Raw genomic sequence first — 12,052 nt, forward strand, 5'->3', positions numbered from 1 at the left:
TAAAGAAATTTTCAGGGTTAACATGTTATTAATTTGTCAAAGGTTCGTTGTTTTGTCGTTCTTAGCGACAACTTCTATAAGATATCACTTTGTTTCGTCTTTGTCAAGAACTTTTTTTATTTTTTTCAAAGTTTTTGATTTCGACGGTGATGTCGAATTTGAAGTTTTGCTGTCGTCTCAGTGACAGCTTGCTTATAATAGCACTCTAATTTTGGAAAGTCAACCCCCTTTTTCATTTTTTTTAATTTTGTCGAATTGGGGGCTTGGTTTCCTTTTTTCGGTCACTGTGCGACCTTAAATGCCCAGATCGCAGAGATCTGATATTGTAATGTATCATAATCCCACAACTGCTGGCTCCGTTCTATACTATTCGGATCATGAACAAGGAACTTGTCTCCTTCCATTCCTGCGATCACAATAAAGTGTCCCTGCGAAGTAAAGTCTCCGGATCGCATCGCACATACAAGCGGATGTCCCTGTGAGAGTTCTTCCTGCATGTTATCTTTACTCAGATAGATATAATATCCCTGTACACCATACACTGCAGCCACCTCGTCCATAAATGACCACTTCGTTCCGGAATTCTGCTCATAGTATCCATGTTCCGTTGCATAGTCCGCCAGCTTGTCCGGTGTTGCCTCCTGATTTTTCGTCAGTCCAATGACGATCATTGAAAGACAGGTTGGTCCACAACCTGACAATCCGATAACATCATTTCCATAGGCATCATAGCCCCAGCGCTTATCCCATTGGATAAACAGAGGGATTCCATCTAGTTCAGATGCCTCCAACGTACCTGAAGTTGTATCATAGTTTTCCTGATAGCCAAGCGCAAAATCCAGCATATTCGGATTGCAGCATAAATTATTTAAAAGTGCCTCCGGGTATTGATCCATGTGATCGTAGATTGTCTGAAACTCCGGGTATCGGTCTGCCAGATTCTTCAATCTTGTCTGAATCTCCTCCATCGAATAGTGTGCCGGTGAACCCACCATATATTTCTTCTCATAATAATTCGGCAATGCCTGACTCTGTACCTGCGCAATCTCTCCGGTTGCCGACACCTTTGGTTCCGCGGCATCTGCCTGCTGCTCTGTGGACGCCGATTCACTGGCAGCCACCACTTCGGATACATCCTGTTTTTTAGAGGAAATCCCTCTCCGCACCAATGCCACGATCAATACCAGCATGGCAACACAGATACACAAGCAGAACAATTCCTTTGCCCGTTGTTTTCTCCTTCTGCGCCGGCGCAGCTCTTCCTTTCGTTTCTTTAATTTCTTTCTACGCAGTTCTTCGCGTTGCTGTTCCTGCAACATCGTCCGCCTCCTGATGACTTCTGAATCCTCGGAAATTATACCCACATTCCCGTTCGTTTCATTCCGTCTGTATCTTTCACTGTATCTTTCGTATTCCATTTTCATGCACACTCCTTTTATAAACTTCCCGTAGTTTACATGGACTGTGCATCATATCTGTCTCATATATGTATCATTTTTCCATCTTAGTTGCATATTTTTGTATGTCACCTGACGGCTCCACATGTGCCTTCACATTATGTCTGTCTGTGCAGGTGCATCCATCATATTGCTCATTGTATCGCAACTCCATCATAGATGGTTCCAATCGATGATATATCCTGATCGACCCACATGCCAATCTCTACAAACTGCTTTCCGTCTTTTTCCTGCTCCTTCACACCTGCCATATCATTCGCAGTCAGTTTGCCATCTGCATTCATATTATAGCCTTCTCCATACATTTCATTATAGACGCCATAGTTATACTTCTTAATAATAACCTCTTCGGAAATGCCCAGCTCCTCCGCCATATATTTCACCACATCCGCTTTTAAAAACGCCTGCCATTCAGCATCTGTCATATAGGCATATACAGTATACCCCAAAATCTTTCCGGTTTCCACATCTACACATAAATACATATAATCATCAGAAACCTGACACACCATATATTCAAGCATCACGTATTGATTCATATTGTCCAGATTAACCAGAGTTTCATACTGCGTATCCGCATATATATCAAGAATATCAAAATCTAATTCAGGAAGTAAATGTGCTGCCTGCATCCTTTCAATCTGCGGTGCTACCTGCACTTGCATATCATAATCATCATATACGTCTGCATTTTCCACCGGATAAGAAGTTGACACATGCATCCCTTTTGATCTCCCGTCCATCAAATCAAGTTTTTCTTCCATCGTCATCTGCGCGGCAGTATCCAGATAGGATGTATCTGCCTGCTGCACGTATATGTGATCAACCTCACTTTTATCCATCATGGCAAATATCGTCTTCGGTGCCATAATTCCGATTGTCAAAACAGCAGCTCCCGCCAGCACGCACAGGCAATTGCGCAGGATATTTTTATGCATTTCATTGTTTTTCTCTGTTTTTTGTTCGTTTTTCTTTGTTTCCGCATGTCCCCTCATACTTCTTCCTCCATTTCCATCTTTTCCGAATTAACCTGTCTGCATACCTCCTTCGGAAAACAGACACTCACCTGCGTTCCAATCCCCATTTTACTCATGATCTGCAGCTTTGCCTGATGCAGCTTCACAATCTCGTTACAGATAGCAAGTCCCAGTCCCGCACCACCGTTTGCCCGGGAGCGTGATTTGTCTACCATATAAAATGCTTCGGTCAGCCGGCTCAGATTCTCCTCATCGATACCGCATCCGTTATCCTTGATTCCGATACGATATTCGTCTGATACCCACACACCGAACAGAGAAATTTTCCCTTTTCCATCCATCGATTTTCTGGCATTGTCAAACAGATTGATCAATACCGTCTTCATCAGATCCGGCTCAAGCTTCACTATCGCAGGCTGTACATTGACTGTCAGTTCAACCCCATATTTACCGGCGACCGGAAGCAATGTCTCATACACTGCTTCCGCAAAAATCGTTATATCCATATCATAAAACAGGAAATCCTGTTTTTTAAGCACGATCAGATCCATCAGTTTCATGGACATTTTCTCTAAGCGCCTGCCCTCCACAACAATCTGGTTGGCATAGGTGATCAGCTTCTCCTCCGAAAGCTGATTGGAGCGGATCAGATCTGCATATCCGATCATTGAGGTAAGCGGTGTTTTTAACTCGTGGGCAAAGTTATTTGTGAACATCTCCTGGCTTTTTGTTTTTTCTTCCAGTTCCTTCATTGTCCTGTTCAGACTCGTGGACATCCGGTTGAAATCCTCTGCCAACACACCGATCTCATCTTTGCTTCTTTTTCTGATCCGGATTCCCGCACGTCCGCCAGCTACCAGCTTCGTTGCCTTCGACAACCGTCGGATTGGCACCACAATCATATTATTTAAGATTGCCATCAGCATCAGACAGACAATCATGACAATAATCATGATCATGCGGAACATCCGAAGCTGCGCGTCACGGTTTTCATAGTCACGTGTGATATCCGAAAATGTTTCAACATAGTAGACTCGATCAAGTACCTGAAAGCTTGTTCCGGTATAGAGCATATATCTGCCATTTCGTTTTACAATCTTATAGCCTTCCTGCCCTGCTTCTAGATCGTCCCGGCAGATTGACACGTCTGCCCCCTTGAGTCCATTCGTACTGTAAATTCTTGTCTTTTCGTCTGTCCAAAGTGCAAACTGTACTTCCTCTCCGGCATTCCGGACAGAAACCGATTGCGCTGCCTGACGTACGACAACATTTTTTTGTTTTTCATATCCGGTATCCCGATATACAAGATTGATCGTCCGTTTTACATTCTGTACAAGATTGATACAGACAACGCTTGCATTATTATATCCGTTCTGGATATCCTTTTCTCTTGCACTTTTGAATCCGGAATGGATCAGAAATGTTCCACACGCCGAAAATGCCAGCATCATACAGGTACAAACGGATAAAAATAGTTTCCAGAATAATTTCAAGCTTATACCTCCAGCCGGTATCCCACCTTATATACCGGTACAATTTTATCTTCCAAGCCAAGCTTCTTACGCAGACGCTGTACATGCAGATCAACCGTACGGCTGTCCCCATAATATGGTTCATGCCATACACTCTCGAAGATCCGCTCACGGAACAATGCGACATTCGGGTTTCGCATAAACATCACTAAAATCTCATACTCTTTCTTCGTCAGGTGAATCTCCACCCCGGCTTTTTTTACCTGAAATGACTGCGTATCCACCTCAATATCATATGCGGTAAGTGTCTGTGATACTTTATTATACCGACGCAGCACACGTTCCACTCTGGCAAGCAGTTCGATGATTTCAAATGGCTTTACCATATAATCTTCCGCGCCAAGCTTTAATCCCCTAACCTTATCCTGCACATCTCCCATCGCTGTGAGAAAAATCACCGGGACATGATAATAGTTGAAATACTCCATCAGGGAAAATCCATCCGGTCCCGGCAGCATAATATCGACGAGTGCCAGATCATATACCTCCTGCTCCAGTTGTCCGGAAACCGAAGTGCCGTCGTAAACACAATCACACAGATACCCCGCATTCCGTAAACTGATTTCTATAACATTGGAGATGGATGTATCATCTTCCACAACTAAAATACGATTCATAAAACTGTCTCCTTGTTATTTGTAAATGACGGCTTAATGCAAACCATTCCGTATGACGGTCGGTTGCACAAAAAACAGAGAGGAGCCATCTCTGACCTCTCTCTGCTATTTTACATCATTGTTGCATCATTTTAGCATCAAAATATGTTTTTTTTGATTTTTTTGTAAATTTTATGAAAATACTTGTTTGATACTGTCATAGTGCAAGAACTTGCCCTGTGCGCCAAGCGCTTCGATTTCCTCAGCAGTCGCTAACATATATCCATCTGTCTCTGCCTCCTGCAGATGCAGATCTTTCTCTGTAAAATCTCCGGTAAATCGATAGATGTCCACAAAATAGTTGTCACCCTCCTCCGGATTCTCGCGTGTATAAGAAAAGACAAAACCACCTTCAAAGGAAGATACATCCAGTCCGGTTTCTTCTTTGATTTCGCGCTTTACGGCATCCAAAGAGTCCTCGCCTGCCTGTGCTGCACCACCGGATACTTCCCAGCTTCCCGGCGCCCATACCTTCGTCATAACGCGCTTCGTAATCAAATATTTACCATTTACATGACGGATCACACCAAGTACCGTCAAATGAAAATCCCCTGGCTGCATATGCCAGTCATTTCGCTTCATTGTACGTCCGGTCCGCTGTTTGTCCCGGTCGTAGATATCCCATAATTCCATGTAAGTCCTCCTTGCGGGTTTCAGACTGCATCTATCGCAGGGAACACCCACATCTTCATTTTATTCATTCTTTTCTTTACTTGGCAAGGTCATATTTCTGCATGAAATTAAACAATGCACCGATCAGGTTCGAATCATTACCGAATTTGCATAAGTCAATCTTCATCCGCTCATAAATATAAGACAGACGCCGCAGCTTCGATGTGTATTTGATGATTCCCTCCATAAACTTCGGCTGTGCACTGATGCCACCACCAATCAGGATAATCTCCGGTGCCAGTGTGATATAGAGATTGCAGCAATGCCATGCAATGTTGTAATACATCCGTTCCAGAATATCCTGAATCTCCGGATCGGTCTCTGCCATCTCATAGATATCCTCACCGTTTACTTCCTGCCACTTGAGACCTTTTGCCTTAGCAACCTTCCGGCGAAGCGCCTGCACAGATGCCTGCTGCGTCCATATACAAGGATCCGGTAGTTCTCCCCCTTGCTTTGAATTGATTTCTTCGAGCGGACGGATCTTGTCCACATCCTCAATCGGAAGTCCATCATACAAAAAGGACATCTCTCCTGCAATCATGCCGACACCATGGCGCACCTTCCGGTCAATAATAATACCGCCACCAATTCCGGTACCAAACACAAGCACGCAGGCATCTTTGCAATCCTTGGCGTTTCCAATCCAGACCTCTGCAAGTGCGGCGCACTTTGCATCATTTTCAAGTGCAACCGGAACATTTCCGCATCGTCTGCTGATCAGATTGCCAAGTGGCACCCGGTCAAGGTAAGGCAGACTGCCACCACCATAAACAATACCCTGATTCACATTCACCTGCCCGGGAAGGCTCATCGCAATTCCCGTAATCTGATATTCCTTGCTATACTTTCCGTATATAATATCAATCTGCTCGAGAAATGCGGCAATACCATCTTCTGTTTTCACCGTATACGGTGTAATCTCATCGCCATTATCGTCCACTTTTCCATCCTGGAACGGCGTCGGGACTTTATACTTCTCATAAATCTTGCCCTTCTGATCCATGAGCGCATACTTGATAAATGTACCACCCACATCAAATACTAAATACATATGCCACCTCCTATATTTCCCTGCATCCGCGCGATAATTCACACACGCATCCGCGCGTCTCCTGATATAATTTACTCCGCGCACCGGAGACGATGCACGGAGTTTTGTTTCGTTCGTTTCTATATTCTGTTATCCGGATATTGTGGCACGCACTCTTACATCGTTACACCGCCACAGTAACGCAGGAAGATCATAAGCATAGAAATCGTCACAACGATAATCATCGCCGGAGCGGCTGTCTTACAATATCTGCCCCATCCGATCGGATATCCGTTCTTTGCTGCCACAGATGTACCAACAACATTTGCAGAAGCTCCGATTGGCGTTGCACTGCCACCGATATCAGTTCCGATGGACAATGTCCATGCAAGGCAATCAAGCAATGGCTGGTTTGCACCTGCCAGGCTCTTGATGATTGGAAGCATCGTTGCTGCAAATGGGATATTATCTACAAATGCACTTGCAATCGCAGAGATCCAAATGATAATTGCTACCATCACATATACATTTCCACCACTGACCTTACCGATGAAGGATGCGATGGACTTCAGGATTCCTGTCTGCTCCAATCCTCCAACGACAATAAACAATCCGATGAAGAATAACAGTGTCTTATAATCTACTTTTTTAAGCAGTTCTAACGCATCTTTTCCGGATGTGACCAGAGTAATGATCGCGATAACCGTACCGATAAACGCAACCGTCAGACCTGTTGATGCATGCGATACAAGAAGTACCACCGCACATGCAAAAATCACGCTGCTGATGATAAACTTCTTCTTGTCTGTAATGGCTGTAGAAGGGTCTGGAATGTTGGATGTATCCAGCTCCTGTGACTCTTCTGACAGCAACTCCTTGCGGTATACAAGGTAAAAGTAAATAATAACTACAACAAGGCAGATACCGACGATCAGACCGGTATTTGTCAAAAAGTCGGAGAATGAAAGTCCCAGTCCTGTTCCGATGATGATATTTGGTGGGTCACCACACATCGTTGCCGAACCACCCAAGTTCGCACAGAACACCTCTGACAGAATCATCGGCACCGGATCTAAATGCAACAGCTTCGCAAGCTCGATCGTAACGGCTGCAAGGAACAAAATAACCGTAATACTGTCAATGAACATCGACAAAACGGCTGCCATGACCATAAACGTCACGAACAACGGTATTGGCTTATAATGCACCAGCTTCGCAAGGCGTAAGCATAACCACCGGAAGAATCCGGCCTTTGCCATACCTTCTACCATTACCATCATACCTGCAAGGAATATAATCGTCGCCCAGTTGATACCGGATGACTCCTCGGAACCCTCACCGGATGTAATCCAGAATCCCTTCGTGAAAATATTCTTTACATTCAATGTCTCGATGACCGCATCCATGCTATGCATTGCCACACCAAATACAAGGATCAGTGTCAGTGCGCCAGCCACGAGTGTGATGTACTGTTTTTCGATCTTATCCAGCACCATCAACACAAACATGACTACAAAGATGGATACAGCCAAAATCTGTGCTACTGTCATATCATCGTCCTCCTTTAATCTATGTTATGCCACATATGTACCTGTGACAAGTTGCACATTGATTTTTCAACCTGCATTATAATAGCATTAAACATCGAAAAAAGGAATAACTTTTTTTACTTTTTTTACATATTAAAAAGAGTTCTCAAAATATGTATATTTTATTGGTTATAAATATCCTCTTTGTTCATGGATGTAAATGCAAGGATTCCCTTTGCTTTTACCTTTCCATCAACCGTTACCTTCGCATTAAACTTCACCAGTCCGGCACCGCCGCTTTCCTTGCGGACTTCAATCTCCAGGCAATCGCCCGGAATGACCGGTCTCAAGAACTTGAATTCCTCGCACTTTAACAGCACATAGATCTTATCGTCCTCCGTGCCCTGACTCTCCATCGTAATCGAGCAAAGCTGCGCACACGCCTCAATGACCAGCACACCCGGCATAATCGGTGCATCCGGAAAGTGTCCTGCAAAATATGGTTCATTCACGGAAACGCATTTGATTCCCTTTGCATATTCGCCGTCTTCCACCTCTAAAACCTTCTCGATCATCTGGAACGGTGGGCGCTGCTTGATTCTTTTTTGTACTTCGTTAATATTCATCATTACAGGCTCAGTCCTCCATCCAATACAATGACCTGCCCTGTCATGTAGGAGCATGCAGGTCCGGCAAGCATCGTAACTACATCACCGATTTCCTCGGCTGTACCAAACCGCTTCATCGGAATATCCTTTAAATATTCTTCCTTCTTATCTTCCGGCAATGCCTCTACCATATCGGTTGCGATAAAGCCCGGTGCCACTGCATTGACGCGGATTCCATATGGTGCAAGTTCCTTTGCCATCGTGGCTGTCATGGAGTTCACAGCGCCTTTCGTTGCGCTGTATACACTCTGTCCCGGTACTGCAAGCTTGGAACTTACGGATGATACATTCACGATCACGCCCTGTTTCTTCGAGAACATCTTCAAAACTGCCTGCTGGGTACAGTACATGTATCCCTTGATGTTCAGGTCGAGACACTGATCAATCGTATCCGGGTTCATCATCAGGACAAATTCATCCTTTACGATTCCAGCGTTGTTGACAAGGACGTCTAACTGTCCAAATGTGTTTATGACCTCACGCATCATTGTCTTTACTTCGGCAAGATCGGATACGTTTGCCTTGATGGCAACGGCTTCGCTTCCGGCTGCCTTGATCTTCTCTACGACTTCATTTGCAGCTGCTTCGTTTGAATTATAGTTGACGGCTACCTTGTAGCCAGCCTCTCCAAGCTTGATCGCACATGCGCGCCCGATTCCGCGGGATGCGCCTGTGACAAGCGCTACTTTACCATTTGTCATGTTTTTCTCCTTTATTCTGTATATTCTACAACTGCGAACCCCACATATCTCGAATATATATTTCCAGTTTGTTCATTCCATATACAATGTATTGAATCTAAGAAGTTCTAAATGTTCTGATATATGTATCTATAATATGCGCCACCGCCGTCAATTCGCCATCCATGGCTCAATGACGGCTTGTTTGAACATCGTGTTCAAACATGGCTAATATTATTACAGAACATTAAGAACTTCTAATATTCAAACATATCGTATATGTTCATGAAACAAACTGGAAATATATAATTCACTTTATCTTTTTGTTCGCAATTGCCTCTATAATTATCTTTTTATAATCCATACTATGCCACTTTCTTTAAGATGACTGCGGCATAGCTGCCACCGATGGCACAGCTTGTTGCGAGTACATACTTGTATGCGGATGTGTCGACAACTTCCTTCGTTACCTCTTCGGTTGTTACATAGTAAGCATTCTGTCTTGTGGCAAGATCGCCGGACAGTGTAAGTGCGGCATGTGCAACAGACAGTGCGGAGCTTGCAGCTCTGCCTTCACCTGTATAATCTCTGACCTGATGTACAGGAACCTTTCCTGCGAAAATTTCTTCGTACACATGGCGCTCCAATGTGTCGACTTCGTCGGCACCATTTGCGAATCCGTAAACGGCATCAATCTGATCCAATGTAATGCCTGCCATAGCGGCTGCATCTACGATGGCGTTCATCAGTCCCTTTTCGGTACCTGCGACATCACCGTAAGCAACGCCTTCGTGTGTCATGGCGTAACCACATACCTCTGCGTACTTCTTCGCATTGTGGCTTGCTGCGTATGTCTCGTTCTCGAGTGCGATACTCGTACTACCATCGGCAAGCACGAATCCGTCACCGCCAGCGTATGCCTGCTTCACATCTCCGGCTACCTTGCCAAGCTTCGCATAGAGCTTCTCCATAACCTCGCTGTTCTCATCGGTACCAGTTGCAAGCATTGCCTTGCCGCGGTTCTGCTTGATCTCGTTATATGCATAGCACAAGCTGCTCATACCAGACTGTGCGCCGTTTGTCACTGTTACGTTATAGCCACGCATACCTGTCTTGATCGAGAGGTATCCACCTGCTGCATTGTAAACGGTGTTCGGGAAGTTGAAGGCAGAACCTGCTGTTGTTCCATTCTCAGAAATGTGCTCCTGGAACTCATATACGGTTGTAAGCGGGCCATCGCCGGTTCCAACAATCATACCAAGCTCTTCTGCATTCTCCTCTGTTACCTCGATGCCTGCCTCCTGCAGTGCTTCAAGGCCGGATATTACCTGCATCAGGCTGAACTTGTCGAGCTTTCTGTAGAACGCCATCTTCAGACCATATTTGTCGTAATCTTCTTTTCCGACATTTGCATGTACAGACGTTGCTTCCGGCTTTATCTGTGCATTGACCTTATCGATATAGTTGGCAACGCCATTTCCAAGTGGGCTGACGATACCAAGACCTGTGATATAAACCTTCTCATCGTTCTCAGTTTCCTTCACATTGCCCGGCTCCTTCGAGAAGATGATACTTGCATTGCTTCCGCCAAATGCAAAGGAGTTAGACATTACATAGTGCAAATCCTTTTCCTTCATTGTATTCGGCATGAAATCGAATGTGCCTGCCTTCTCACCGAGCGCCTCGATATCCTCCTCAGAATATCCGATCGTTGGTGGAATCTTGTTCTCTGTCAGAGCCTTGATTGCGAAAACTGCCTCGATCGCACCGGCTGCACCTAAGCAGTGGCCAACCATTGCCTTTGTAGAGCTGACGCTTAAGTCTGGATTTGTCTCATCAAAGATTGTATGTAAGGAGAGGAATTCTGCCTCGTCGTTCTTGGCGGTTCCTGTTCCGTGTGCATTTACATATGCAACATCCTTTGGCTCGATGCCTGACTTCTCAATTGCCTCGCGAATCGCATACATCTGTCCAAGTCCGTCCGGACGTGGTGCTGTGATATGATGGGCATCACTGCTGATTCCTGCTGAAAGCACGTCACAGTAGATCTTCGCATTTCTCTTCTTTGCATGCTCATAGCTCTCCACGATGATCGCACCAGAACCTTCACCAAGTGTGATACCGTTGCTGTGGTTAAATGGCGAACATGCCTGCTCAGAAAGCGCATGAAGAGCTAAGAAGCCTGAAAATGGAACAGATGCAAATGCATCGGCACCACCAACGATAAACGCATCTGCCACACCGGCACGGATCAACTCACACGCATAAGCAATACTGATCGTACTTGCTGCGCAGGCATTACCAACGTTTGTGACAACACCCTTTGCGCCTGCCATATTTGCTACATGGTTTGCAATCGAGGCAATCGTCATCTTGTTGATATCCTCTGCATGCTCACCCTTTGTTACATAATTTTCTACACTGACAACACCACCGACGCAGCTTCCCATGACAACACCGACACGACCGGCATTACTCTCATCGATCACAAGACCTGCATCATCGAGTGCTTCCTTGGAAGCCTTCAGGCAGAGCTTGCTGACACGGTCAACATCCTTTGCCTCATCGATCTCATCCAGTGTATCGCAGTGTACTTCTGCACCAAGGTTTGCATAGCAGTCGGTTGTATCAACAGATGCTACCTTATCAATTCCTGTTTTTCCAGCCAGTGCATTTGCGAAGCACTCATCTACGTTATTTCCGATTGCGCTGATCATGCCAAGTCCGGTTACAACGCAACGTGTATTTGTAATCTTATCCATTTTTATCTCCTTTATATGCCACCACGCATTCGCGCGTTTCCTATCTACCTGTTCAGAATACACAGGGCTGCCCCAAAGTTTCCTTT

Annotated in this window: 10 protein-coding genes; all 10 read right to left on the bottom strand. The window is 45.0% G+C overall.

Annotated features, from left to right (window positions below):
* Nucleotides 1–281 precede the first annotated feature (281 nt).
* The 10 genes from AAAT93_RS11305 to AAAT93_RS11350 all read right to left on the bottom strand — a co-directional run bounded on the left by AAAT93_RS11305 (nt 282) and on the right by AAAT93_RS11350 (nt 11,966).
* Nucleotides 282–1,319 (bottom strand): C39 family peptidase, encoded by a 1,038-nt coding sequence (locus tag AAAT93_RS11305; protein ID WP_021984106.1) that lies wholly within the window; start codon nt 1,317–1,319, stop codon nt 282–284.
* A 272-nt stretch (nt 1,320–1,591) separates the two neighbouring features.
* On the bottom strand, nt 1,592–2,452 hold the full coding sequence (locus AAAT93_RS11310) for a hypothetical protein (protein WP_021984107.1): 861 nt from the start codon (nt 2,450–2,452) through the stop codon (nt 1,592–1,594).
* On the bottom strand, nt 2,449–3,927 hold the full coding sequence (locus AAAT93_RS11315) for a sensor histidine kinase (RefSeq protein ID WP_118671356.1): 1,479 nt from the start codon (nt 3,925–3,927) through the stop codon (nt 2,449–2,451). Before AAAT93_RS11315 ends, AAAT93_RS11310 begins: the two co-directional genes overlap by 4 nt.
* A 2-nt stretch (nt 3,928–3,929) precedes the next feature.
* Nucleotides 3,930–4,583 (bottom strand): response regulator transcription factor, encoded by a 654-nt coding sequence (locus AAAT93_RS11320; RefSeq protein WP_021984109.1) that lies wholly within the window; start codon nt 4,581–4,583, stop codon nt 3,930–3,932.
* A 171-nt stretch (nt 4,584–4,754) separates the two neighbouring features.
* Nucleotides 4,755–5,255 (bottom strand): NUDIX hydrolase, encoded by a 501-nt coding sequence (locus AAAT93_RS11325; RefSeq protein ID WP_118373980.1) that lies wholly within the window; start codon nt 5,253–5,255, stop codon nt 4,755–4,757.
* A 76-nt stretch (nt 5,256–5,331) separates the two neighbouring features.
* Nucleotides 5,332–6,348, bottom strand: a complete 1,017-nt coding sequence (locus tag AAAT93_RS11330) for an ROK family protein (protein ID WP_118373979.1) — start codon at nt 6,346–6,348, stop codon at nt 5,332–5,334.
* Nucleotides 6,349–6,503: 155 nt separating this feature from the next.
* Nucleotides 6,504–7,877, bottom strand: a complete 1,374-nt coding sequence (locus tag AAAT93_RS11335; protein WP_021984112.1) for an SLC13 family permease — start codon at nt 7,875–7,877, stop codon at nt 6,504–6,506.
* 161 nt (nt 7,878–8,038) lie between these two features.
* On the bottom strand, nt 8,039–8,485 hold the full coding sequence (gene fabZ, locus AAAT93_RS11340; RefSeq protein WP_021984113.1) for a 3-hydroxyacyl-ACP dehydratase FabZ: 447 nt from the start codon (nt 8,483–8,485) through the stop codon (nt 8,039–8,041).
* Nucleotides 8,485–9,225, bottom strand: coding sequence for a 3-oxoacyl-ACP reductase family protein (locus tag AAAT93_RS11345; protein ID WP_021984114.1), 741 nt, complete (start codon nt 9,223–9,225; stop codon nt 8,485–8,487). Before AAAT93_RS11345 ends, fabZ begins: the two co-directional genes overlap by 1 nt.
* 344 nt (nt 9,226–9,569) lie before the next feature.
* Complete coding sequence (locus tag AAAT93_RS11350; RefSeq protein ID WP_227573421.1) at nt 9,570–11,966, bottom strand: beta-ketoacyl-[acyl-carrier-protein] synthase family protein; 2,397 nt, start codon at nt 11,964–11,966, stop codon at nt 9,570–9,572.
* Between the last annotated feature and the right edge of the window lie 86 nt (nt 11,967–12,052).

It is taken from the genome of Coprococcus hominis (ex Arizal et al. 2022), assembly GCF_040094675.1.
Taxonomy (GTDB): domain Bacteria; phylum Bacillota; class Clostridia; order Lachnospirales; family Lachnospiraceae; genus Coprococcus_C; species Coprococcus_C hominis.

Bases quoted from the DNA above. Each gene is read 5' to 3' on its own strand.
- AAAT93_RS11305 (WP_021984106.1), bottom strand. From the start codon at position 1,319: ATGTTGCAGGAACAGCAACGCGAAGAACTGCGTAGAAAGAAATTAAAG.
- AAAT93_RS11310 (WP_021984107.1), bottom strand. From the start codon at position 2,452: ATGAGGGGACATGCGGAAACAAAGAAAAACGAACAAAAAACAGAGAAA.
- AAAT93_RS11320 (WP_021984109.1), bottom strand. From the start codon at position 4,583: ATGAATCGTATTTTAGTTGTGGAAGATGATACATCCATCTCCAATGTT.
- AAAT93_RS11325 (WP_118373980.1), bottom strand. From the start codon at position 5,255: ATGGAATTATGGGATATCTACGACCGGGACAAACAGCGGACCGGACGT.
- AAAT93_RS11330 (WP_118373979.1), bottom strand. From the start codon at position 6,348: ATGTATTTAGTATTTGATGTGGGTGGTACATTTATCAAGTATGCGCTC.
- AAAT93_RS11335 (WP_021984112.1), bottom strand. From the start codon at position 7,877: ATGACAGTAGCACAGATTTTGGCTGTATCCATCTTTGTAGTCATGTTT.
- fabZ (WP_021984113.1), bottom strand. From the start codon at position 8,485: ATGATGAATATTAACGAAGTACAAAAAAGAATCAAGCAGCGCCCACCG.
- AAAT93_RS11345 (WP_021984114.1), bottom strand. From the start codon at position 9,225: ATGACAAATGGTAAAGTAGCGCTTGTCACAGGCGCATCCCGCGGAATC.
- AAAT93_RS11350 (WP_227573421.1), bottom strand. From the start codon at position 11,966: ATGGATAAGATTACAAATACACGTTGCGTTGTAACCGGACTTGGCATG.